Source organism: Falsiruegeria litorea R37, assembly GCF_900172225.1.
GTDB lineage: Bacteria > Pseudomonadota > Alphaproteobacteria > Rhodobacterales > Rhodobacteraceae > Falsiruegeria > Falsiruegeria litorea.
In genome coordinates, this window is sequence record NZ_FWFO01000001.1 from 628,572 (window position 1) to 652,662 (window position 24,091).

Sequence of the window (24,091 nt, forward strand, 5' to 3'; positions counted from 1 at the left end):
GGAGCTATGCCGATTGTGACCGGCGAATCAATGCAAGGTAGGGATCAGGGTGTCTTTTTGCTGACCAGTGAGGCTGCAATCCACCCCATCTGCTGTTCGGGCAGGACACGCAGGCGCAGCCAGCCGGTGCCGGATTCGCCCAGTACCTCGACCTGGTGACCGATGTTCAGGCGACCAACAACTGGATAGATGGTGCCGGGGCCGTCGCGCATGTTCACGCGGGTGCCCAGAATCTCGCGGATGTCCGCCTTGGGCTGTTCTGGCTCTGCGACTTGAGGCTCTGTAACTTCGGTGTTTCGTTGGAGAGATGTTGCGCCCTGTTGCAGGGATGCGAGTGTCAGGCCAGCGCCGACATTTTCGCCGAATCCGTTAAGGCCTGCTTGAAACCCCGGTGCCAATTGGGCGAGTTTCTGCGCGGCTTCATCCGAAGTAAGCTCGGGCGCTGCCACTGGCTCGGGCTCAACTGTCTTGGCCTTGCGTGGCGTCAGCGCAGGTTTTGCCACCAAAGCAACAGCCGTCACCGGCTCGGCCACTGGTTTTGGCTTTGGTGCCGGAGTGTAGGCCAATTTTTCAGGTTGGGCCGGGCGCACGCCGCGCGGCTCAAAATCGGCGCCTCCGCTGAGCTCGTAAAACGCAAAGCCCAAAAAGGCGAAAGAGATCAATACAAATCGCATCGCGTGCCTCCCCCCGAAGGCAAATGGTGAATGACTTTCAGAAATCGATAGCAGACTTATCGACACAGATTACCATACCGTGACCGAAGAGTCGAAATCTGGGGGAAGGGGGGCGAAACGCTCCCCCCAAACCGGGTGTTGTGGCGCATTTACCAAGTTGTCCCCAGCAAAATGGCCCTTGCTTGCTTTACCCGCGCCCCTCGGCGGCGTATCACATCATCTATGACGGATACTATCGACGACCCCAACATGAAGTCCCCCGAAGGTGCCGGAGAGGTGGCAGAGCCGCTACGCCGTGCCATTGGCGAGCGCTATCTGACTTATGCTCTGAGCACGATCATGCACCGTGCCCTTCCGGACGCGCGCGACGGGTTGAAGCCGGTTCACCGGCGAATCCTTTATGCAATGAACCGCTTGCGGCTGGCGTCGAACGGCAAGTTTCTGAAGTCTGCCAAGATCTCGGGCGACACGATGGGGGACTTCCACCCCCACGGTGACGCAGCGATCTATGACGCAATGGCGCGCTTGGCGCAGGACTTCAACGTCCGCTATCCGCTGGTCGATGGGCAGGGCAATTTCGGCAACATCGACGGCGACAACCCGGCCGCCAGCCGATACACCGAAGCGCGGATGACATTCGTGGCCGAGGCGTTGTTGCAGGGCCTTGATGAAGATGCCGTTGATTTTCGTGACAACTATGATGGTCGTCTGACCGAGCCGGTGGTTCTGCCGGCCGAGTTTCCGAATCTGTTGGCCAATGGGGCCAGCGGCATCGCGGTGGGCATGGCGACCAACATTCCGCCGCACAACATCGCCGAGCTGTGCGACGCCTGCCTGCACATGATCAAAGTGCCGGATGTGCGCGACGACACGTTGCTGAATTATGTTCCGGGGCCGGATTTCCCGACCGGGGGCGTGATTGTCGAGCCGCAAGAAGACATCGCCAAGGCCTATCGCACCGGGCGCGGTGGGTTCCGCCTGCGTTGCAAGTATGAGGTTGAGGATCTCGGCCGGGGGCAATGGCAGATCGTTGTCACCGAGATCCCCTATCAGGTGCAGAAATCCAAGCTGATCGAAAAGATCGCCGAGCTGATCCAGACCAAGAAGATCCCGATTCTGGCCGATGTGCGCGACGAATCGGCGGACGACATTCGGGTGGTGCTAGAGCCGCGATCGAAAAACGTCGACCCGGACGTGTTGATGAACATGCTCTACCGCAACTCGGATTTGGAAGTGCGGTTCAGCCTGAACATGAACGTGTTGATCGACGGCGTGACGCCCAAGGTCTGCTCGCTCAAAGAGGTGCTGCGCGCATTCCTGGATCACAAGCAAGATGTGCTGCTGCGCCGCTCGCGCCACCGCATGGCCAAGATCGACCACCGTTTGGAGGTCTTGGAGGGCTTTATCGTCGCCTTCCTCAACCTCGACCGCGTGATTGATATCATCCGTTATGATGACGACCCCAAAGCCGCGCTGATGCGCGAGGATTGGGGCATCAAACATGTCCGTGCCATGGACGAGGCCAGCTATGTCTCGCCGCTGCCGGGCGAGGGTGAATTGAGCGAAGTGCAGGTTGATGCGATCCTGAACATGCGCCTTCGCAGCCTGCGTCGCCTCGAAGAGATGGAGCTGGTGCGCGAACGCGATGCCCTGATGGAGGAGCGCGCGAACCTTGAGGATCTGATTGCTGATCCTGCCCTGCAGTGGGCCAAGATTGCCGAGCAACTCAAAGAGACCAAGAAGACCTTTGGCAAGGACTATGAAGGCGGCGCGCGCCGCTCGGTCTTTGCCGAAGCAGGCACCATCGAGGAGGTGCCACTTGAGGCGATGATCGACCGCGAGCCGATCACCGTGGTCTGCTCGCAGATGGGCTGGATCCGGGCGATGACCGGCCACATCGACCTGAAACGCGAGTTGAAGTTCAAGGACGGCGACGGGCCGCGCTTTATCTTCCACGCCGAAACAACCGACCGTTTGCTGGTCTTTGGCACCAATGGTCGCTTCTATACCGTCAGTGCCGCGAACCTGCCTGGTGGGCGGGGCATGGGTGAGCCCTTGCGCTTGATGGTCGATTTGCCCAACGAGGCCGAGATCGTCGACATCCTGATCCACAACCCGGAACGCAAACTGTTGGTGGCGTCAAATGCGGGCAATGGGTTTGTTGTGCCGGAACCGGACGTCGTGGCCCAGACCCGCACCGGCAAGCAGGTGCTGAACGTCAAAGGCGAAGACGAACACGCGTTGATCTGTAAACCGATCGAAGGAGACCACGTGGCCGTGGTGTCGCAGAACGGCAAGCTGCTCGTGTTTCCAACTGCCGAGTTGCCCGAGATGGGACGTGGCAAGGGCGTGCGTCTGCAGAAATACAACATGGCGCGCGGCAAGCAGGGGGCGCTGGAATTGGACGGCGGGTTGTCGGACATTACCACGTTCAACTGGGACGATGGGCTAAGTTGGCCCATGGGCGGCGAGAAGACCCGGCACGAGCCCGATATGTCGCAATGGCTGGCCAAACGGGCTGGCGTCGGCAAGCGTCCGCCCTATGGTTTCCCACGCAGTTACAAGTTTTCATGACGGTTAGAATGCAGGTGCGAGGAAAAGCGCCGATGCTGCTTGGCATCGACAACTGCACTGCGATACACCGTCCCAAACATAGGCATATCGAGACCTGATCCATGATCCGAATTCTGATTTCCCTGGCCTGCGTGTCCTTCTTGGCCGCTTGTGGCTCTACGCAGCTGAACGAAGCGCCTGAAGATATGGGAGCTTTCAGCGCTCGAGTCATTCACGTCTATACGGACAAGGCCAAGCAATGGCCACTGTCGCGTAGTGCTGAGCCTTCGGAATGGAACGCTCAGATGGAAAACGCCATGGAGACCCGCCTGCGTCGCTATGATGGTGGGCAAGAGTACGATGTGGCCGTCTCGCTTGAGGGGTACATGCTGGCCCCTCCCGGTGTTCCTGTTCTGGTCAATCCCAAAAGCGTGGCGGTCGTAAACGTCTTTGTTTACGACGTCGCCAACGAAACATTCCTGGCCAAGAAAGAGCAGATGGAAATCTTTGAGGACACCACTGGTCAGAGTGTGATTCTGGGGTCTGGGCACACGCGCACCAAAGAGGAGCAGATCGCGGGTTTGTCGCTGAATATTGCCGACACGATCGAAGAGTGGATGGCCAAGCAACACGCTGAAAACGGCTGGTTCAACAAGCGGGCTGCGCCAGCGGTGGCATCTGAATAACATCAGAGGCGGTAAAACCTGCTCAAGGGCGATCCAGAGTGCAGGATGCTCTTGATTTTCCCTCTGGAACCAAATATCCCGCGCGCGCAGATGCAAACCGGGACCGAGGGTCCCCCAAATCGCAAAAGGGCGCCTGAGGAATGGCAAAGGAAAAGTTTGAGCGTACAAAACCGCACGTCAACATCGGCACGATCGGCCACGTTGACCACGGCAAGACCACGCTGACCGCAGCAATCACCAAATATTTTGGCGACTTCAAAGCCTACGACCAGATCGACGGCGCACCTGAAGAAAAAGCCCGCGGCATCACCATCTCGACCGCACACGTCGAGTATGAGACCGAAAACCGCCACTACGCACACGTCGACTGCCCCGGCCACGCTGACTATGTGAAGAACATGATCACCGGTGCGGCGCAGATGGACGGCGCGATCCTGGTTGTGAACGCAGCTGACGGCCCGATGCCGCAGACCCGCGAGCACATCCTGCTGGGCCGCCAGGTTGGCATCCCGAAGATGGTCGTCTTCATGAACAAAGTTGACCAGGTCGACGACGAAGAGCTGCTGGAACTGGTGGAAATGGAAATCCGCGAGCTGCTGTCTTCGTACGACTACCCGGGCGACGACATTCCGATCGTTGCAGGTTCGGCTCTGGCCGCGATGGAAGGCAACAAGCCTGAAATCGGCGAAGAGAAAATCAAGGAACTGATGGCGGCTGTTGACGACTACATCGACACCCCTGAGCGCGCTGTTGACCAGCCGTTCCTGATGCCGATCGAAGACGTGTTCTCGATCTCGGGCCGTGGTACCGTTGTTACGGGGCGTGTCGAGCGTGGCGTGATCAACGTTGGCGACGAAATCGAAATCGTCGGCATCCGCGACACCAGCAAAACCACCTGCACCGGCGTTGAAATGTTCCGCAAGCTGCTGGACCGTGGTGAAGCAGGCGACAACATCGGCGCCCTGCTGCGTGGTGTTGACCGTGACGGCGTTGAGCGTGGCCAGGTTCTGTGTAAGCCGGGTTCGGTCAAGCCGCACACCAAGTTCGAAGCCGAAGCCTATATCCTGACCAAGGAAGAGGGTGGCCGTCACACGCCGTTCTTCGCCAACTACCGTCCTCAGTTCTACTTCCGTACAACTGACGTCACCGGCACCGTGAACCTGCCCGAAGGCACCGAAATGGTCATGCCTGGCGACAACCTGAAGTTCGACGTTGAACTGATCGCGCCGATCGCGATGGAGCAGGGCCTGCGCTTCGCGATCCGCGAAGGCGGCCGCACCGTCGGCGCCGGCGTCGTGTCGAAGATCACCGAATAATTCGCTTTAGCGAATGATCAGACGGAAAGGGCGTCCCTCGGGGCGCCCTTTTCTTTTGGATTTGGTGATCCCGAGACGCGCGAACATAGTGCGTCGAAAATCACTGAGTAAGGTCGAGTTTCCCCAGGAAACTCTGGCCAGTGGCGACAGGGGCTTTTGCCGCAAGGAAAAGCTCCCGAAAGCCACACCGGTGAGAAGAAACAGAAAGGCCGCTCCAACCGGAGCGGCCTTTTTGTAGTGCTTAGAGCTCTCGCACAATCCGACATGGGTTCCCCGCCGCAAAGACTCGCTCAGGCAAGGACTGTGTCACAACCGATCCCGCGCCAACTGTGGTGCCGTCGCCGATCTCAACCCCGGGCAGGATAATCGCACCCCCTCCGATCCAGACATGTTTGCCGACCGTCACAGGCTGGGCGGATGTGCGATATTTCGGCAGGCCATCTTGGGTATAGATGCGGTCCTCGGCCCGGATCGGGTGGGTGGTGGCGTAGATCTGCACCGACGGACCCAAGAGGGTGCCTTCGCCGATGTGAATTTGATCGCCGTCCAGCAGGGTGCAGTTGAAGTTGATAAACACGCCCGCATCCACGTGAATGTTGTCGCCATAGTCGCAAAAGAACGGCGGTTCGATCCAAGCACCTGGGCCGCAGGTGCCGAGCAGGTCGGACAGAATCTGCGTGCGTGTTTCCCGCTCTTCGGCATCCGATGCATTGTACACCTTGAGCAGGCGGCGCGCTTTGGTGTGGCGCGCCATGATTTGATCTGTGCGGGTGTCGAATGTGTCGGTCACAGGCGGCCTTGGGGTGTTCTACTCAGCCGGAGCAAAGCCGGTGATCAGTTGCTTCAGACCAATGGCGGCGCCTGCGAAGATCGCCACAAACGCTACTGGCGCGCTGTAGGCCAGCACCGAAAAGGCCGAGACGCCTTGGCCCAGGCTGCATCCAACGGCGAGGATCGCTCCCGGTCCCATGATGACGGCGCCCAGGATCTGACGGCGCAGCTCGCGAGGGTCTTCGCAGGCTTCCCATCGGAAATGACCCTTGGAGAATGATCCCAGACAGGCGCCCAGGATGACGCCCACAACCGAACCGACGCTGAATGACAGCGTGTTCCCCGAGGCAGTCATACCGTAGTAGATGGTGTCGCCAATTGGGGCGACGAAACTGTGGGTTTCGATCGGTTCGGCGTCAAACCCGGTGTGGGCGACCCAATAGGTTCCAACCCATCCCGAGACCACGGCCAACCCCACCACGGTGCCCCAGAAGATGTGTTTGGGCGAGGCGCGCAGCGCGGCGCTGGACAGGGTAAAGGCAAGGATGGCCCCGCCAATGCTCAGCCCGGTGACAAGGGGCGGGATGCCCCAGAATTTCTGGGCATAGGCGCTGATACCTTGGGGCGTTTCGGCGTTGAATTCGACCGGAAAAATCATGACTCGTGTGTGCGCAAGGGGGCCGGACATGACGAAATAGGCTGACAGACCCATGACAATCACGATCACAAAGGCGCGCAAGTCGCCGCCCCCCAGCCGAGCCAAAGCGCCATAGCCGCAATTGCCGCTGAGCGCCATGCCATAGCCGAACATCAGCCCGCCGATGATTGTGCCCATAGGGCTCCAGACGCGATCCAGATAGGTGGTCTGTGCCACATCCATCGCGCCATGATACATCGCAAGATGCACCCCAATGATGGCGACGCCAATGGCGATGCCCCACATGCGCAGGCGACGGTCGTCGGCGCCGTAAAGAACATCTTCGATCGCGCCCAAGGTGCAAAAGCGGCCAATGCGGGCCGCCAATCCCAAAGCGACGCCCCCGATCAAGCCGATCAGGGCCGCGGTATTGGCCTCTCCCATATTTTCGAGCAGCTGTTCAAGCATGTGCGGCCTCCTCCCCAAAGGCAGACCAGCGATGGTCTTGGATCAGTCTTGCCTGCAAAAGAGGTCATAGACCACTTCCATGATTTGTTTGGGGCGGTCGTCTGTCAAGGAATAGTAGATCGTCTTGCCATCGCGTCGGGGGGTAACGAGCCCTTCGAGCCGCAAGCGCGACAGCTGTTGGGACACGGCTGCTTGGCGGGCGGACAACAGCTCTTCGAGCTCGGTGACCGATTTTTCTCCGGTGGCTAGGTGACACAGAATCATCAAGCGCCCCTCGTGGCTGATTGCCTTGAGGAAATTCGACGCCTGCTGTGCATTCTGCATCATGCGCTCCATATCTTCGGCGCACATGTTGGGGTCAAAAACGGGCAGGCGCGATGCAGTGTCGGGGCGGGGTTCAGGTGTCATGGCACTCATCCTGTTGTGTCCAGGGGGATCCTTGCCTGTTCAAACATCTGATTGAGTAGGCCCCAAAAGAAGTCTTCGCCCGGGTATCCTTCGACGCGGCCCACCTCGGCCCCATCCTGAACAAGGATGAAGGTCGGGGTAAAGTGGACGCGGCGCACAAAGGAGACGTCGGGCGTTTCACTGTGCAGGTCGTAACGCCTCAGCGGCGCTGTCTTGCCTTCGACCGTCTTGGGGTAGATATGGGCAATCTCTTCGTTCCATTTGGCACACCAATAGCAGCCGTCCTCTTCTGCCATTAGCAGATAGGTCTCGGCGGTGGCGGCCAAAGGCAGCCAACCCAAGGTTGCGATCAGAAAAGTGCCCAGCAGTTTCACGTGCTTCCCCAATTGACGAGTCATTGCATTACATCATAATCCTATGTTTGAATATTACAAGCTTTGCGATTTGAGGGGCACCATGTTCGACGTCACGTATTTTGGGGCTTTGGTTGCGGGGCTGCTGTCCTTTCTGTCGCCGTGCATTCTGCCGATCGTGCCATTCTATCTGAGCTATCTGGCAGGCGTCGGCATGAACCAGATCTCGGCCGATGCCGCGATCACATCGGACGTCCGGCGACGGGCCTTTCTGGCGGCGTGCTGCTTTGCGCTTGGGGTGATCACGATTTTCATGGGCTTGGGCGCCACGGCCAGCGCCTTTGGCCAGATGGTACGCGAGTACTTCGACATTCTGCGGTGGGCCGCTGCTGCTCTGATCATTGCGATGGGTCTGCATTTTCTGGGCGTCGTCCGCATCGGGTTTCTGTATCGCCAGTTTCGCGCCGATGCGGGGGACACGAGCAACGTTGGGTATATCGGGGCCTATGTGATCGGGTTGGCCTTTGCCTTTGGCTGGACGCCTTGCGTCGGCCCTGTGTTGGCCGCGATTCTGTTTACGGCTGCGGGGCAGGATTCGGCGGCGCAGGGGGCGACGCTTTTGTTTGTGTACGGGTTGGGGATGACCTTGCCGTTTGTGGTTGCGGCGCTGTTCATCGGGCCGTTCATGTCCTGGATGTCCCGGTTCCGCCGCCATCTGGGCACGGTCGAGAAAATCATGGGCGGGATGCTGGTTCTGTTCGGTGTTCTGATCGCAACCAATTCAATCAATCTGATCGCGCAATGGATGCTGGAGCACGTTCCGTGGTTCAGCGCCATTGGCTGACATAGTGGGAGGAAGACCATGTTTCGAGCCTTTGTTCTGGCCCTTACGGCCCTGATTGCAATGCCATTGGCCGCCGCCGAGATTGGAGATGACGGCCTGCACAAAGCCCCTTGGATGCGCGACACCTTCAAGGATCTGCGCGAGGACCTGGATGAGGCCAACGCCGAAGGCAAACGCCTGATGCTGATCATCGAGCAACGAGGGTGCATCTATTGCAAGAAGATGCACGAAGAAGTCTTTGTCGTCGACAAGATCGCCGACTACATTGAGGCCAATTATTTTGTGGTGCAGATCAACATGTTCGGTGATGTCGAGGTGACGGATTTTGATGGCACCGCACTGCCGGAAAAGGACATGGTGAAACGCTGGGGCGCCTTGTTCACACCCAACATCTATTTCCTGCCGCAAGAGGTGCCCGACACCCTGACCGCCGCGCAGGCAGCAGTGGCCAACATGCCGGGCGCCTTTGGCAAGGGGACAACATTCAACATGTTGAATTGGGTGGTTGAAAAGGGGTACGAAGAAAGCGAACCTTTCCAAAAGTACCACGCCCGCAAGCTGGAAGAGCAGAAAGGTTGAGCCTTTCTGCGGGCGCGAAAGAAATGTTCGCCAGTTTCTGCATGTGCGAACAGATATAAAAATTCATGTAGTTGAATTTGATATTGCGATAACGCCACAGTGTGCATTAGTGTGCAACGAACGACGGATAAGAATCGTCTGAGGGAGGATACATGAAACGCGCACTCATCTTGACGCTTTGCACCGCTTTTGGCGCGACTGCGGTTGCAGCCGGCGAGGTAAAGCCTGCAGACGTTGTTTATGAAGACGGGGTGGTGAACGCCTCGTTGACAGGACAGGCGGGCGATGCGGCCAACGGTCGAAAGGTCTTTGCAAATCGCAAGCAAGGGAACTGCCTGGCATGCCACGCAAACTCTGACATGCCGGAAGAGGGGTTCCACGGCGAAGTTGGCCCCATGATGGACGGCGTCGGTGAACGCTGGACCGAGGCGGAACTGCGCGGCATCGTATCCAATTCCAAGATGGTTTTTGAGGGCACGATCATGCCGGCCTTCTACATCGACAGCGGCTATGAACGTCCGCTGGATAAATTCGCAGGCCAAAGCATTCTTTCGGCGCAGCAGGTCGAAGACATCATCGCCTATCTGATGACGTTGAAAGACAGCTGACGCCCCCGAACCTAGGAGAACATCATGAAACTAACTCGGCGCAATCTGCTGATCCTGAGCTCGGCCGGTGTTGCGGCCACGGCCATGGGGTCGCTGCCTGCATTCGCCTCGCTGACAGACGATGAAATCGCCAAGCTGACCGGCGGTGCAGAATTGGGTGAGGGTGCAATCACCATCACGGCCCCTGAAATCGCGGAAAACGGAAACACCGTACCGATTGAGGTAAGCGCACCCGGCGCGGTCGCGATCACGCTCTTTGCGGATGGCAACCCGGTTCCCAACGTTGCGACCTTTAACTTTGGTCCCCTGGCCGCGTCGCGCAGCGCGTCGACCCGCATTCGTCTGGCGTCGACACAGAACGTTGTGGCGATCGCCAAGATGGAAGACGGCTCGTTCCAGAAGGCATCGGCCAACGTCAAGGTAACCATCGGCGGCTGCGGCGGCTGACCCGGAACACGAGGAGAAACAACATGGCATCTGGTGTAAAACCCCGCGTCAAAGTCCCCAAGTCGGCTGCTGCTGGCGAAGCGATCACCATCAAGACCCTGATCAGCCACAAGATGGAAAGCGGTCAGCGCAAGGACGATGATGGCAACGTCATCCCGCGCTCGATCATCAACCGCTTCACGGCCGAGTTCAACGGCGAGAGCGTGATCGACGTAACGCTGGAACCGGCGATCTCGACAAACCCCTATTTCCAGTTCGAGGCAACCGTGCCTGAATCCGGTGAGTTCAAGTTCACTTGGTATGACGACGACGGCTCGGTCTACGACACAAGCAAGAAGATCAAAGTCCAGTAACAAAAACGGACGATCTCGCCAGGGAGGAGGGACCGAAATGACCAAGAAACTGTGGGCTACATTTGCACTCATAAGCCTAGGCACATCTGCCGCCGCACAGGACAGCAACTCTTTGTCCATCGACGGAGAGGCAATGGTGACCGAAGTTGCCGCACCGGCGCATATGGAAAACGTCGATACGATCTATTCGGGTTGGCGTTTCCGTTCTGCCGAAACGCAGGCGCTGGAGATGGATGACTTCGACAACCCCGCGTTTGTCTTTGTCGAGCAGGCCGAGGACCTGTGGGACAAGGTGGACGGAGCGGCTGGCAAGGCGTGTTCGTCCTGCCACGAGGATGTCGCGGATTTCGCGGGCCTGCGCACGCAACTGCCACGCGTTGACGATGGCGAGTTGGTCACGATGGAAAATCTGATCAACGAATGCCGGACCGAGCGTATGGAAGCCGAGCCTTGGAAGTGGTCCAAGGGCAATATGACCGCAATGACGGCACTGATCGGGGTTCAATCCCGTGGCATGCCGATGAACGTGGCCATCGACGGCGATGCGGCACCGTTCTGGGAAAAGGGTAAAGAGCTCTATTACACCCGTGTTGGTCAGCTGGATATGGCCTGTTCGAACTGCCACGAAGACAACTATGGCATGATGATCCGTGCGGACCATCTGAGCCAGGGGCAGGTCAACGGATTCCCGACCTATCGTCTGAAAAATGCCAAGCTGAACTCGATCCATGGTCGTTTCAAGGGCTGCATGAAGAACATCCGCGCAACCCCGTTCAAGGAGGGCGGCGATGAGTTCAAGGCGCTCGAGCTCTACCTTGCATCGCGCGGGCAGGGCCTGTCTGTCGAAACCCCGTCGGTACGTAACTGACCTGACTGTGGCCCCGTGCCTTTTGGGTGCGGGGCTCTTTTCCACATATTAAATTCATACATGCGCATATGTAATGAAAGAGGTGCACATGATTTCGCGGCGGGATTTCCTACAGGTTGGCATGGCGGCTTCGGCCATTGTCGGGGCGTCGGGTTTTGGCAACTGGGCCAGGTTGGCGGCGCAGCAGAAGCTGACACAGGATCAGTTGCTGGAGTTTGATACCTTCGGGAATGTCTCGCTGATCCACATCACCGACATTCACGCGCAGCTCAAGCCGATCTATTTCCGCGAACCCTCGGTCAATCTGGGCGTTGGCGGCAACAAGGGCGCGGTGCCCCATGTGACCGGTGCCGACTTCCGCAAGCTTTATGGTATCGCGGATGGCTCGCCCAGCCATTATGCGCTCAGCTCGGGCGACTTTTCGGCGCTGGCGGACATGTATGGCCGCGTTGGCGGATTGGATCGGGTAGCAACTGTGGTCAAGGCGATCCGCGCGGATCGGCCCGACGCCATTCTGCTGGACGGTGGTGACACCTGGCACGGCTCTTACACCTGCTATCACACCCAAGGGCAGGACATGGTCAATGTCATGAACGCCCTGAACCCCGATGCCATGACCTTCCATTGGGAGTTCACGCTGGGATCGGAGCGGGTGAACGAACTGGTCGAAAGCCTGCCGTTTGCTGCCCTTGGCCAGAACATCTTTGATGCTGAATGGGACGAACCCACTGATCTGTTCCCGCCCTACAAGATGTTTGAACGCGGCGGCTCCAAGATTGCCGTCATCGGGCAAGCCTTCCCCTATATGCCGATCGCAAACCCGCGTTGGATGTTCCCGGAATACTCGTTTGGCATCCGCGACGAGAACATGGCCGCGATGGTTGCAGAGGTGCGCGCAGCAGGTGCCGATTGCGTTGTTGTCCTAAGCCACAATGGCTTTGACGTCGACAAGCAGATGGCCAGCGTGGTGCCGGGCATTGATGTGATCCTGTCGGGCCATACCCACGATGCGTTGCCCGAACCGGCCGTGGTCGGGAATACGATCATTGTTCCGTCAGGCTCGAACGGCAAGTTCGTGTCACGGGTTGATCTGGATGTGCGCGATGGCCGGATGATGGGTTATCGCCACAAGTTGATCCCGATCTTCTCGGACGTGATCACGCCAGACGCTGAAATGACGGCCCTGATCGACGAACAACGCGCGCCTTATCTGGATCAGATGACCGAGGTGATCGGTCAGACCGACAGCCTGCTGTACCGCCGTGGCAACTTCAACGGCACCTGGGATGACCTGATCTGTGACGCGCTCTTGTCCGAGCGTGAGGCCGAGATCGCGCTCAGCCCGGGTGTGCGCTGGGGGCCGTCGCTGGTACCCGGTCAGGACATCACGCGTGAAGATATCTGGAACGTCACATCCATGAGTTATGGCGAGGCGTACCGGACCGAAATGACCGGCGAGTTCCTCAAGGTCGTGCTCGAAGACGTGGCCGACAACATTTTCAACCCCGATCCCTACTACCAGCAGGGCGGTGACATGGTGCGCACAGGTGGTCTTGGCTACCGCGTCGATGTGGGGCAGCCGCAGGGCTCGCGTATTTCCAACATGACCTTGCTGAAAACCGGCGAGCCGATTGATCCGGCACGGTCCTACGTCGTGGCCGGTTGGGCCTCGGTCAATGAGGGCACCGAAGGGCCTCAGATCTGGGATGTGGTGGAAAACCACGTGCGCAAGCTGGGCACCGTCCGGGTCGAAGACAACAACAGCGTCGAAGTTATCGGCGTTTGACGATGGAGAAGATGAGAGATGGATGAACCCGTGAAATCAACCTCTCGCCGCGCCTTTCTGAAAGGCACGGCAGCCGCCGCGGTGGGCTCGGTCGCTGGTGCGGCGGCTGCTGGTACCCCCGACCCGCTGATCACCGAATTGCAGGATTGGGCTTCGATCACAGGCGCGGGCGTGGACGAAACCCCCTACGGCCTGCCGATCCGGTTTGAGGCTGACGTCATCCGGCGCAATGTGGAATGGCTGACCGCCTCACCCATTTCGTCGATCAACTTTACCCCCATTCACGCGCTGGATGGCACGATCACACCCCAGGGCTGCGCGTTCGAGCGGCACCATTCAGGTGCCATCGAGCTGACCAAAGGCGACTATCGTCTGATGATCAACGGTTTGGTCGACCGGCCCCTGGTGTTCACCTATGAGGATCTGGAACGGTTCCCGCGCGAAAACCATGTCTATTTCTGCGAATGCGCAGCCAACACAGGTATGGAATGGGCGGGCGCTCAGCTGAATGGCGTGCAGTTCACCCACGGTATGATCCACAACATGGAATACACCGGCGTTCCGCTGCGCGCGCTGTTGAACGAAGCCGGGCTTGGCGCTGCGGGCGATTTCAAAGACAAATGGGTCTACGTCGAAGGCGCTGATGCGTCGTCGAACGGTCGCTCAATCCCGATGGAAAAGGCGCTGGACGATGTGCTGGTGGCCTTCAAAGCCAATGGCGAGGCGCTGCGGATGGAGCACGGCTATCCCGTGCGCCTGGTTGTGCCCGGTTGGGAAGGCAACATGTGGGTCAAATGGCTGCGTCGGGTCGAAGTGACCGATGCCGCCGTCGAAAGCCGCGAAGAGACCTCGAAATACACTGACGTTTATGAGGACGGGACCGCGCGCAAATGGACTTGGGTGATGGATGCCAAATCGGTCATCACCTCTCCCAGCCCGCAGATGCCGATCACCCACGGCAAGGGGCCGATGGTGATTTCCGGCTTGGCGTGGTCCGGGCATGGTCAGATCACCCGTGTGGATGTCTCCAAGGACGGTGGGATCACTTGGGAAACCGCGCGTTTGGGCAAGCAGGGCGACACCAAGGCGCTGACCCGCTTTTATCTGGACACCGATTGGGACGGCGCGCCGATGCTGCTGCAATCGCGTGCGATGGATGAAACAGGCTATGTCCAGCCAACCAAGGACCAACTGCGCGATCAGCGCGGGGAAAACTCTGTCTATCACAACAACTGTATCCAAACCTGGTACGTGAACGCAGAAGGGATCGCTGAGAATGTCGAAGTCTCCTAACCTTGTGCTCCCCGCAATCGGCGGGATCGCCCTGATGCTTGGGGCCGCCTACGGGTTTTCGTCCCGCAACTATGGCGCCGACACCATCGCGCTGCTCGAAGATCGCGTCGAAAAGGCGGAGGCGCGCGTGTCAACTGCCAGCGACAAGGCCAAGGCCGAAGCCGAGCGCATCACGGCGCTGGAACTCGCCGTGGTCGAGGCGCAGGAGCAGGCCGCCAAGGGCACCAACCTGACGTCACCCGCACCCCAGATGGACGGGACCTATGGCTTGGGCCGCGTGGCCATGGCCGAAGAGATCGCAGCCTGGGACGTGGACGTGCTGCCCGACGGGCGGGGCCTGCCGGTGGGCAGTGGAAACGCCTTTGATGGGGAAGAGGTCTTTGCCGACAAATGCGCCTCGTGCCACGGGGATTTCGCCGAAGGTGTCGACAATTGGCCGGTTCTGGCCGGTGGTTTCGACACGCTGGCAGACGAAGATCCGGTCAAGACCGTAGGCTCGTACTGGCCGCATCTTTCGACAGTCTATGACTATGTTTATCGGTCGATGCCCTTTGGTGAAGCGGGTACTCTGACCCCGGACGAGACCTATGCGATCGTCGCTTACATCCTGTATTCCAACGATCTGATTGATGATGAATTCGAGTTGAGCAACGAAAACTTGGCCGACTTTGACATGCACAACAAGGACGGTTTTGTCGTCGACGACCGGCCTGATCTTGAATACGCGACCTGGCGGGCCGAGCCGTGCATGGAGAACTGCAAGGACGCCGTTGAGATCACCATGCGCTCGGTCTTTTTGGTAGAGACCCCGCCCGAGGGTGGCACCAATTCCATGATGAACCCGGCCAAGGTCGAAGGGCTCCCAAGCTTCTCGGCAGATGGCCCGTCGTTTATCCCCGAGGCTGCGCCGAAACCGGTCAAAGCTGCGGTTGAGCCCGCACCAGAGCCTGCCAAGGCTGATGATGGCGACGCTTTGATCGAAGCGGGTAAAAAGGTCTTCAAGAAGTGCAAGGCCTGCCACCAGGTTGGCGACGGGGCCAAGAACAAGACGGGCCCGCATCTGAACGACTTGTTTGGGCGCACCTTTGGTTCGGTCGATGGGTTCAAATACTCCAACACGTTCAAAACTGCGCTGGAAGAAGGCCGCGTGTGGGATGAGGCATCGCTCGCCGAGTTCCTGTCCAAGCCAAAGGCTTACATGAAAGGCACCAAAATGTCGTTCTCGGGCCTGAAAAAGGACAGCGACCTGCAAGCGATCAACGCCTATCTGGCAACGTTCGGGAACTGACCCATGACGCGGTGCTCTTGGGTGCTCTCAACGGTTGCGGCGGCTCTGATCGGGGCCCCGGCAAATGCCGATGAATTCGGTGACCCCGAGGCTGGCGCCAAGGTCTATTCCCAATGCAAGGGATGTCATCAGGTCGGTGCCGGGGCGAACCATCGCATCGGTCCGCATCTGAACGGGCTTTTTGGCCGTGCTGCCGCAGGGCTTGAGGACTTCAAATACTCCAAAAGCTTCCAGCGAGCCGGTGCCAGCGGGCTGGAATGGCATGCCGAAACGCTGGATGCCTTTCTGGAAAACCCCCGCTCATACGCATCCGGCACTCGGATGAGCTATCGTGGGCTGAAAGATGAGACCGACCGGAAGAATGTGATCGCCTACTTGCGGGCGTTTTCGGATGATCCGGCCAACATCCCCGAGGCTGATCCAACGGCAACCCCAACGGATCACGACATCGACCCGGCGATCCTGGCGATCCAGGGCGATCCGGAATACGGCGAATACCTGAGCAGCGAATGCACGACCTGTCATCAGGCCAGTGGCGGCGATGATGGCATCCCGTCGATCGTCTATTGGCCCGAGGACGAGTTTGTCGTGGCCATGCATGCCTACAAGAACAAGCAACGCCAGCACCCGGTCATGCAGATGATCGCGGGGCGGTTGAACGACGAAGAGATCGCCGCCTTGGCGGCATACTTCAAGAACCTCGATAACTGAGGTTCCAGTGGGAGGAGAACGCGACATGAAACTGAACAGACGTACGTTCCTGGGAACAACGGTTGCCGCATCGGCCACGTTGGCGGCCCCGATGGTGTTAGGCGATGGACACGGCAAACCCCGCGTCGTCGTGATCGGTGGCGGAGCAGGCGGCGCAACAGCAGCTCGCTACATCGCGAAAGACAGCAAGGGCGCGGTTGACGTGACCCTGATCGAACCGACGCGGACCTATTACACTTGCTTTTTCTCGAACCTCTATCTGGGCGGGTTCAAAGAGATGAGCGATCTGGGTCACAGTTATGGTGGCTTGGCGGCCAGCGGTGTGAACGTTGTGCACGATTGGGCCGTGGGTGTTGATCGTGATACCAAGACTGTGACGCTGGCGGGTGGTGCGCAGATCAAATACGACAAGCTGATCCTCAGCCCCGGTATCGACTTTGTCGACATGTCCGTGCCGGGTTGGGACGTTACCACGCAAAACGCGATGCCGCATGCCTATAAGGCCGGATCGCAAACCGAACTGCTCAAGGCGCAGCTGATGGCGATGCCCGAAGGCGGGGTCTTTGCCATGGTGGCGCCCCCGAACCCCTACCGCTGCCCGCCGGGTCCGTATGAGCGGATCTCGATGGTGGCGCATTACCTCAAGGCCAACAATCCGACGGCCAAGATCATCGTGGCCGACCCCAAGCCCAAATTCTCGAAAATGGCGCTGTTCCAGGAAGGCTGGGCCAACCACTACGAGGGGATGGTCGATTGGATTGGTCAGGACTTTGGCGGTGACAACGTCAGCGTGGACGCCAGCGCCATGACCGTGACCATTGATGGTGAAGAAACCAAGGTCGACGTCTGCAATGTCATCCCAGCCATGAAGGCAGGCCGCATTGCCGATATCGCCGGTGTCACCGATGGCAACTGGGCGCCGGTGAATGCTGCCGACATGTCCACCAAGGCGGATCCAGATGTCTACGTTCTGGGCGATGCATCGCAACAGGGCGACATGCCGAAATCGGGCTTTTCGGCCAACAGCCAGGCCAAGGTGTGCGCCAATGCCGTGCGCGGTGCATTGACGGGGTCAAAGGTGTTCCCGGCCAAGTTCTCGAACACCTGCTGGTCGCTGATCGCTGCTGATGATGGGGTCAAGGTAGGCGCCACCTATGAGGCCACGCCGGACAAGATTGCCAAGGTGGACGGGTTCATCTCACAAACCGGCGAAAGCGCGGATGTGCGCAAGGCAACCTATCAGGAATCTGAGGGTTGGTATTCGGGCATCACAGCCGACATGCTTGGGTGATCTCCCCCCTGTCGTCCCGGTCTCTGACATGGCTCAAGGACTGGGGCGACAAGGGATGCCAAAGTGTGGCGACGGAACAGGAGGAAAGAACATGAAAGCGTTGAGTTTTGCACTGTTGATGGGGTTGGCCTCGGCGGCCTGGGCCGAAGGGCCGGTAACCGTCCCCTTTGACGGCTCCTTTGACGACGCGACATTTGCGGTCGAAAGCGCCATCGTGGGCGAGGGGCTGGTGATCGACTATGTCAGCCACGTCGGCGAGATGCTGAACCGCACCGGCGCCGATGTTGGCAGCGATGCACAGATCTTTGCGGCGGCTGATGTTTTCCTGTTCTGCTCGGCGGTCTTGTCGCGCGAGATGATGGAGGCGGATCCGATGAACATCATGCACTGCCCCTATGGCATCTTCGTGGCCGAGCGTGAGGGCGAAGTGATGATCGGTTATCGACCCTACCCTGAGGGGCCGATGAAAAAGGTCGAGGGTCTGCTCGCCAAGATCGTCGCCGAGGCGGCCGATCAGTGATGGATTTCGACGGGTTCTTTCGGGCTGAGCTGGACCAGTTGCGCGACGAAGGCAACTATCGCCAGTTTGCCGATCTCGAGCGGCAACGAGGCGCCTTTCCCCGTGCCAAAAGCCACGACCTGAACCGTGATGTGACGGTTTGGTGCTCGAACGATTACCTCGGCATGGGCCAGCACCCCAAGGTTCTGGCCGCCATGCACGATGCCATTGATCGCAGCGGTGCCGGGGCCGGGGGGACGCGGAATATTTCCGGCACCACCCATGCCCATGTCGAGCTCGAGGCCGAGTTGGCCGACCTGCACGGGAAAGAGGCTGCGCTTCTTTTTACCTCGGGCTACGTATCGAATTGGGCCGCGCTGGGCACTTTGGCGGCGCGTATTCCTGGATGCGTCGTGCTGTCGGATGAAAAGAACCACGCCTCGATGATCGAAGGCATCCGCCATAGCCGCGCGCAAAAGGTGATCTGGAAACACAATGATGTTGCTGACCTTGAGGCGAAACTGGCCGCCTTGCCTGCCAATTGCCCCAAGCTGATTGCCTTTGAAAGCGTCTATTCCATGGATGGCGATATCGCCCCCATCGCGCAGATATGTGATCTGGCGGATCGCTATGGTGCGATGACCTATCTCGATGAGGTGCACGCCGTTGGCCTGTATGGGCCACGCGGCGGTGGGATTGCCGAGCGTGAGGGGCTGTCGCATCGTTTGACGGTGATCGAGGGCACCCTTGGCAAGGCCTTTGGCGTCGTGGGTGGCTATATCGCGGCCTCGACCGAGCTCTGCGATTTCGTTCGCTCCTTTGCGTCTGGCTTCATCTTCACCACTGCGTTGCCACCTGCGATTGCGGCGGGTGCCGCGGCCTCGGTTAGGCACCTCAAGCAAAGCTGTGTCGAGCGGCAGGCACATCAGTCCCGCGTGGCGCAGGTGCGGCAGCGGCTTGATGCCATCGGCTTGCCGCATCTGGAGAACCCCAGTCACATCATTCCGGTGATGGTGGGCGATCCGATAAAGTGCAAATACATCTCGGATATTCTGCTGCGTGATTACGGGATCTACATCCAGCCGATCAACTATCCAACCGTGCCAAAGGGAACCGAACGCCTCAGGATCACGCCATCGCCGGTGCATTCGGACGCGGACATCGATGTGTTGATCGACGCGTTGGAGGCCCTTTGGGCGCAGTGCGAACTGGCCCGTCAGCCGCTGGCGGCACAGTAGTCAGGCGCTTCGACGCCTGGCCGCAAGGTTCAGCGCGGTATGGGTGGTGACGGCGCCAACCCACATGGAAAACACCGCGACCCATGCGGTGAGCGCGAAAATCGCGCCACCGGTCATGCCTGCACCCACGGCGCACCCTCCAGCCAACATGCTGCCAAACCCCATCAGAACCCCACCGATCAGATACCGCTCCATCGGCAGGTCCGCCTCGAACCTCTGAATGCGGGCCTCGCCCTTGATGAGTGCGATGGTCATTGCGCCAAGAAAGACGCCGGGCACCAGACCCAGCCCAAAGGTCAAAGGGATCGAGCTTTCGTTGATTAGCGCCATGAGCGTGTCGGCGGAGGGGCCGGTGAAGGTCACCGATTGCACGGCCACGACCTCGAACGAGGCACTGGCGATCGCATAGGTCATTACCCATCCGCCGCATACGGCGAGACCGACAATGGTTGCGGCCCCCAGTTCCAAAGGTGTCAATCCGCGCTGGCGCCCAAACCAAAGGGCCGTCAGAAAGGCAAGCGTGGCAAGGGCCACCACGGCAAAGAACATTGGTTCGTGCGGGTCAAACAGCACCCGGTCAGGACCGCCAGGAATGGTCCAGAGTGTGCTCAGGTCCTCTCGCAAAGGGGACAGGATTCCTCGCAGCGATGCCTGTGCTGTCAGCGTCAGAACCAGGCCTGTCACAATGGCGCGCAGGTTGCCCGAGGCTGACAGAACCAGCAGGCGACTTGCGCAGCCTCGCGCCAGGATCATGCCCGTTCCGAACACCAACCCGCCCAGGATCGCACCTGACAGGCTGCCTGTGGCTGCGATCTGCCGGGCGTTGGAAACATCCAGGACACCCGCCAAGATCGCCAGTTGAACCGAGGCCAGAGCGGCAAAGAACGCGGTCAGCCAGATCGCCAGTTTGGGGCCCAAGACGCCGTCGGCGACCTCGGCGCAAGCGGCGCGCAGACAAAAGCGGGACTGGTACGCGGCGGCCCCAAAGATCAGACCGATGATCGCGCCTGCGGCCAGCAAAAGCCAGCCTTCTCCGTATTGGTCGATCAGGGTTTCCAGCATGAATTCGCGACCTCTTCCCGTTCCGGCAGGGATGCCACAGCGCAGCCCAACGGGCTTTGATGTGGCTCAATTGGCGCTATTCAAACTCCATCTGCTCATAGACGCGGCCCGCATTCTTGGTCGCCAGTTCGTCGTAAGTATCGAGATGCTTGTAGGGGGTCTGATCGACGTAGTAAGCGTCGGCCAGTTCGCCGCCGTTGTCGATGTGCTCGCGGATCTGGGCGCGCAGATAGACCAGGTAGTCCTTGGTGTAGCGGCGCACCTGATCCATGTTTGTCGGATGGCCGTGACCGGGGATGACATAGGTGGCGTTCAGGGGCTCAAACTCGGCGTCCCAGGTGTCCAGCCAGTCGGCCGTCATCGTGTCGCCAAAGATCGGCAGCATCCGCTCGTGAAATGCCATGTCACCGGCAATCACCAGGCTTTGTTCAGGCAGCCAGACGGACACGTCACCGGGGCTGTGTGCCGGGCCAAGATAGCGCACCTCAAGTCGGTAATCGCCCATCTCGATGATGTATTCATCGTCAAAGGTCTCGGTCGGTCCGGCCAGAAACGTCCCTTCGGCCTTGTCCTGGTTGTAGCGCTGCATGCCTTGCAGGATCTGCGCGCCATACTCCTCGAACTCGTGGGCGGCATCCGTGTGGGCCACGATCGGGACGCCCTGTTCCGACCAATACGAATTTCCGAGCATTGCATGGCCTTGACCGTTTTCATTGACCACGATTTTCACTGGCTGATCGGTGATCATCTTGATCTCGTCATGCAGGGCCTTGGCCAACCCATGCGCAGCACCGCCATTGATCACCACGACACCATCGCCCGTGACCACAAAGCTCAGGTTGTTGTTGTGGCCTGCATTTTCATAAGTCGGCGGGGCGGTGGCCCCGATGGCGGACCAGACATTGGGGATCACTTCGACAGGCTTTGAATAGAGCATCGAGCCGGGGTATTGATCCGCGATATCCTCGTCCGCCCACGAGGGCATGGCGATACTGGCGGCCAGCAAAAAAGCAAGTGTTCTCATTTATTAAATGTCCTGTATGAAACGGTATCCGTCCGAAGCTTTCTCGGCCCGCCCGATGCCCCCATTCGGTAGATGAAACCCGATGAGCGAGAGTTCGTCGGCAAGCATCCGGTCGAACAGAGCTTGGCGGGTCTGTGCCGCGAGCGCTGCATCTTGGTCCGAGCCACTCGGCCAGTTGGGCCTGCGAAAGGCCACGTGGTGATTGCCGATCGCATCGCCTGCGATCAGAGCCGCTGTGCTACCATCACGCACCTCAAAGCTCATGTGGCCCGGAGTATGCCCGTAGGAGGCGACCGCCGCGATACCCGGCAAGATTTCCTGCCCGTCGTCAAAGCGTTCGATCTGTTCCTCGATGGCCTCGAGCCGTCGTTTGGCCCCCACTGCAAAGGCCGCGCGTGCCTCTCCGATGGTGTTTACGGTGTCGGGGTCCCACCAATAATCCCACTCATCCCGACCGATCATATAGGTTGCATTGGCAAAGACTGGATCGTCGAAATCATCCAGCAGCCCCCAGATGTGATCCGGATGGGCGTGGGTGAACACCACATGGGTCACATCGTCCGGGGCAACCCCGATGGCGTCGAGGTTTTCGACGACGCTGCCAGCGGATGGCATGAAATCAGGGCCAGAGCCGACATCGAATAACACCGTATTGCCGCCCCCTTGATAGAGGGTCACGTTGCATTCCGGCTGCAACCGGTCGCGCGGAACATTGGCTTGGTGCAGCAGGGTGGCGAGTTCTTCTTGGGGCATATGCTGAAAGATGAAATCGCCCGGCAGCATCAACGAGCCGTCGCTGACCGTCGACACGCGGCTGTCTCCGATTGCAAGCTCTGCCCAGACACGCGGGGAAACCAGGCCCAAGGCGGCGGCACCTGCACCGGCGCGGAAGAGTTGTCGTCTTGTGAAACGCATTTTCGATTCCCAATAATTCTCACATTAGAATATGATTTATTGTTTGCGCGCAGCAAGACATTTGTGAGGGTGATGGCATGGCAGACAGAAGGCTCGGTCACAGCGGGTTTCCTGCCGTTGGGCGTCAGCCAATGGTAAACGATTGCGGTAAATAGGGTTTAGGCGCGGTCTGGATTTTTTTGGGGGGGCTATACCACGTGCGACCAAATCTTGCGCCGGCAGCACGCACTGGCAATGCTGCTACGTCTCCTGTCACAAGCACTGCGTGGTGGGGTGTTTTGAGTGGTTGAGATGCGCTCATCCCTCACTGGACGACAGAATTCAACGACCGGGGTTGAGGTTTACCAATTGATTTGTCGTGATGATGAGCGCCCGGTAAAGCTTTCATGTCAGTTCAAAGAAATGAAGTGGGAGAAGGAAATGAAACATCATTTCAAAGCTATGTTGGCGGCAGCTGTCATCGCAGTGTCGCCAATGTTGGCGCGGGCCGAGACAACAATCCGGGTCACATTGCAACTGCCGGAAACTCATTCCCTCGGACAAAATTGGAACGCATTCAAGGAGATCATCGAAGAGAAATCCAGCGGTGAGCTGACCGTGCAATTGTTCCCTTCCGCGCAGCTTTTCAAGGACAAAGAGGTCCCGGGAGCTGTTGGCTCGGGCGCTGTTGAGGCGGGATCAGCGTTCTTGGGCCGTTTCACCGGGGCCGTCCCTGCTGTGGATGTTGTGAACCTGCCGTTCTTTTTCCGGGATGAAGCACATTTGAGGGCCGCTGTCGCGACAGGTTCGCCAATGCGCAATGTCCTTGATGCCGCCGTTCTCAAAGAGACTGGGGCCAAAGTTCTTTGGTGGCAGGCCTTTGGACGAAATGTCTATCTGTCCAACGGCACAGCGATCCGTACGCCTGCAGACCTTAGCAATCAAAAGGTGCGAACTTATGGCAAGGTACTCGGCTGGACTGTTGAGGCGCTTGGCGGTGCACCAACGCTTATGTCGGGGTCAAAGCAGTTTCTGGCATATCAACAGGGCGCTGTCGATGTGGGCATGACCGGTGCCTCTGCTGTGAAATCTCGCAAATTGCACGAAGTCATGGATCACATGACGCTGTCTTACGACAGCGCCATCGAATTTGTGGCTGTCATGAACAATGAATTCTTTGAAAGCCTGTCTTCTGACCATCAGCAGATCGTTCTGGATGCCGCAGCAACCGTTGAACAACAGTTGCGAGACGCAATCTATGCCGAAGAGGACTCGATTGTCGAAGAGATGCGCAGTCGGATGACAGTCATTGAGCTTACCGAAGAAGAGCGTCAGCAATGGGTAGATGCAACGTCGAGTGTTGCCCAACGCTTTGTGAACGATGCCGGAGAAACGGCAGCTCAGGTCGTCTCTGCCGTTTCGGGCATGTAACGACGTGGA

Annotated in this window: 25 protein-coding genes; 17 read left to right on the forward strand and 8 right to left on the reverse strand. The window is 59.0% G+C overall.

Annotated features, from left to right (window positions below; all coding sequences use genetic code 11):
- Window positions 1-44 precede the first annotated feature (44 nt).
- Window positions 45-674 (reverse strand): SH3 domain-containing protein, encoded by a 630-nt coding sequence (locus TRL7639_RS03240; protein WP_085794346.1) that lies wholly within the window; start codon window positions 672-674, stop codon window positions 45-47.
- 222 nt (window positions 675-896) lie between these two features.
- Here TRL7639_RS03240 and parC point away from each other — a divergent pair, with 222 nt between their 5' ends.
- From parC to tuf, 3 genes are all read left to right on the forward strand, one after another.
- The gene (parC, locus tag TRL7639_RS03245) at window positions 897-3,248 is read left to right on the forward strand and encodes a DNA topoisomerase IV subunit A (RefSeq protein ID WP_085794347.1); all 2,352 of its coding nucleotides are present in this window, start codon (window positions 897-899) and stop codon (window positions 3,246-3,248) included.
- A 101-nt stretch (window positions 3,249-3,349) separates the two neighbouring features.
- Entirely contained in the window at window positions 3,350-3,913 is a 564-nt protein-coding gene (locus TRL7639_RS03250) for a hypothetical protein (RefSeq protein WP_085794348.1), read from the forward strand.
- A 140-nt stretch (window positions 3,914-4,053) separates the two neighbouring features.
- Window positions 4,054-5,229 (forward strand): elongation factor Tu, encoded by a 1,176-nt coding sequence (tuf, locus tag TRL7639_RS03255; RefSeq protein ID WP_085794062.1) that lies wholly within the window; start codon window positions 4,054-4,056, stop codon window positions 5,227-5,229.
- A gap of 241 nt (window positions 5,230-5,470) precedes the next feature.
- On the opposite strand, the gene TRL7639_RS03260 is transcribed toward tuf, so the two are convergent.
- From TRL7639_RS03260 to TRL7639_RS03275, 4 genes are read right to left on the reverse strand one after another with little or no spacing between them, the layout of a single operon-like run.
- Window positions 5,471-6,019 carry a sugar O-acetyltransferase gene (locus tag TRL7639_RS03260; RefSeq protein WP_306456274.1) on the reverse strand — a complete coding sequence of 183 codons (549 nt, stop codon included), beginning with the start codon at window positions 6,017-6,019 and terminating at the stop codon, window positions 5,471-5,473.
- Between the two features lie 18 nt (window positions 6,020-6,037).
- The gene (locus TRL7639_RS03265; protein WP_085796238.1) at window positions 6,038-7,093 is read right to left on the reverse strand and encodes a YeeE/YedE family protein; all 1,056 of its coding nucleotides are present in this window, start codon (window positions 7,091-7,093) and stop codon (window positions 6,038-6,040) included.
- Between the two features lie 54 nt (window positions 7,094-7,147).
- Window positions 7,148-7,513: an ArsR/SmtB family transcription factor gene (locus TRL7639_RS03270; RefSeq protein ID WP_085796240.1), complete on the reverse strand. Its 366-nt coding sequence runs from the start codon at window positions 7,511-7,513 to the stop codon at window positions 7,148-7,150.
- A gap of 5 nt (window positions 7,514-7,518) precedes the next feature.
- Window positions 7,519-7,911, reverse strand: a complete 393-nt coding sequence (locus tag TRL7639_RS03275) for a thioredoxin fold domain-containing protein (RefSeq protein ID WP_085794349.1) — start codon at window positions 7,909-7,911, stop codon at window positions 7,519-7,521.
- Window positions 7,912-7,969: 58 nt separating this feature from the next.
- Between TRL7639_RS03275 and TRL7639_RS03280 the strand changes: the two genes are divergently transcribed.
- The 13 genes from TRL7639_RS03280 to hemA all read left to right on the forward strand — a co-directional run bounded on the left by TRL7639_RS03280 (window position 7,970) and on the right by hemA (window position 19,671).
- Entirely contained in the window at window positions 7,970-8,710 is a 741-nt protein-coding gene (locus TRL7639_RS03280) for a cytochrome c biogenesis CcdA family protein (protein WP_085796239.1), read from the forward strand.
- An 18-nt stretch (window positions 8,711-8,728) separates the two neighbouring features.
- Window positions 8,729-9,289, forward strand: coding sequence for a thioredoxin family protein (locus TRL7639_RS03285; protein ID WP_085794350.1), 561 nt, complete (start codon window positions 8,729-8,731; stop codon window positions 9,287-9,289).
- Window positions 9,290-9,441: 152 nt separating this feature from the next.
- Window positions 9,442-9,897, forward strand: a complete 456-nt coding sequence (gene soxX, locus TRL7639_RS03290) for a sulfur oxidation c-type cytochrome SoxX (protein WP_085794351.1) — start codon at window positions 9,442-9,444, stop codon at window positions 9,895-9,897.
- A gap of 24 nt (window positions 9,898-9,921) precedes the next feature.
- The gene (gene soxY, locus TRL7639_RS03295; protein ID WP_085794352.1) at window positions 9,922-10,344 is read left to right on the forward strand and encodes a thiosulfate oxidation carrier protein SoxY; all 423 of its coding nucleotides are present in this window, start codon (window positions 9,922-9,924) and stop codon (window positions 10,342-10,344) included.
- Window positions 10,345-10,367: 23 nt separating this feature from the next.
- Window positions 10,368-10,697, forward strand: coding sequence for a thiosulfate oxidation carrier complex protein SoxZ (gene soxZ / locus TRL7639_RS03300; RefSeq protein WP_085794353.1), 330 nt, complete (start codon window positions 10,368-10,370; stop codon window positions 10,695-10,697).
- 37 nt (window positions 10,698-10,734) lie between these two features.
- Window positions 10,735-11,565, forward strand: coding sequence for a sulfur oxidation c-type cytochrome SoxA (gene soxA / locus TRL7639_RS03305; RefSeq protein ID WP_085794354.1), 831 nt, complete (start codon window positions 10,735-10,737; stop codon window positions 11,563-11,565).
- Between the two features lie 88 nt (window positions 11,566-11,653).
- Window positions 11,654-13,351, forward strand: coding sequence for a thiosulfohydrolase SoxB (gene soxB / locus TRL7639_RS03310; RefSeq protein WP_085794355.1), 1,698 nt, complete (start codon window positions 11,654-11,656; stop codon window positions 13,349-13,351).
- Window positions 13,352-13,369: 18 nt separating this feature from the next.
- Window positions 13,370-14,644 (forward strand): sulfite dehydrogenase, encoded by a 1,275-nt coding sequence (gene soxC, locus TRL7639_RS03315; RefSeq protein ID WP_085794356.1) that lies wholly within the window; start codon window positions 13,370-13,372, stop codon window positions 14,642-14,644.
- Complete coding sequence (locus TRL7639_RS03320) at window positions 14,628-15,932, forward strand: c-type cytochrome (RefSeq protein ID WP_085794357.1); 1,305 nt, start codon at window positions 14,628-14,630, stop codon at window positions 15,930-15,932. The genes soxC and TRL7639_RS03320 overlap by 17 nt, the downstream gene beginning before the upstream one ends.
- Window positions 15,933-15,935: 3 nt before the next feature.
- Entirely contained in the window at window positions 15,936-16,643 is a 708-nt protein-coding gene (locus TRL7639_RS03325; RefSeq protein ID WP_085794358.1) for a c-type cytochrome, read from the forward strand.
- Window positions 16,644-16,668: 25 nt separating this feature from the next.
- Window positions 16,669-17,934, forward strand: coding sequence for an NAD(P)/FAD-dependent oxidoreductase (locus tag TRL7639_RS03330; protein ID WP_085794359.1), 1,266 nt, complete (start codon window positions 16,669-16,671; stop codon window positions 17,932-17,934).
- Window positions 17,935-18,025: 91 nt separating this feature from the next.
- Complete coding sequence (locus TRL7639_RS03335; protein ID WP_085794360.1) at window positions 18,026-18,454, forward strand: DUF302 domain-containing protein; 429 nt, start codon at window positions 18,026-18,028, stop codon at window positions 18,452-18,454.
- Entirely contained in the window at window positions 18,454-19,671 is a 1,218-nt protein-coding gene (gene hemA / locus TRL7639_RS03340) for a 5-aminolevulinate synthase (RefSeq protein WP_085794361.1), read from the forward strand. The genes TRL7639_RS03335 and hemA overlap by 1 nt, the downstream gene beginning before the upstream one ends.
- On the opposite strand, the gene TRL7639_RS03345 is transcribed toward hemA, so the two are convergent.
- From TRL7639_RS03345 to TRL7639_RS03355, 3 genes are all read right to left on the reverse strand, one after another.
- Window positions 19,672-20,733 carry a YeeE/YedE family protein gene (locus tag TRL7639_RS03345; RefSeq protein ID WP_085794362.1) on the reverse strand — a complete coding sequence of 354 codons (1,062 nt, stop codon included), beginning with the start codon at window positions 20,731-20,733 and terminating at the stop codon, window positions 19,672-19,674. It lies immediately after the preceding gene.
- Between the two features lie 76 nt (window positions 20,734-20,809).
- On the reverse strand, window positions 20,810-21,757 hold the full coding sequence (locus TRL7639_RS03350; protein WP_085794363.1) for an MBL fold metallo-hydrolase: 948 nt from the start codon (window positions 21,755-21,757) through the stop codon (window positions 20,810-20,812).
- A 3-nt stretch (window positions 21,758-21,760) separates the two neighbouring features.
- Window positions 21,761-22,672: an MBL fold metallo-hydrolase gene (locus tag TRL7639_RS03355; RefSeq protein WP_085794364.1), complete on the reverse strand. Its 912-nt coding sequence runs from the start codon at window positions 22,670-22,672 to the stop codon at window positions 21,761-21,763.
- Between the two features lie 420 nt (window positions 22,673-23,092).
- Between TRL7639_RS03355 and dctP the strand changes: the two genes are divergently transcribed.
- Window positions 23,093-24,082, forward strand: a complete 990-nt coding sequence (gene dctP / locus TRL7639_RS03360; protein ID WP_085794365.1) for a TRAP transporter substrate-binding protein DctP — start codon at window positions 23,093-23,095, stop codon at window positions 24,080-24,082.
- Window positions 24,083-24,091: the final 9 nt, after the last annotated feature.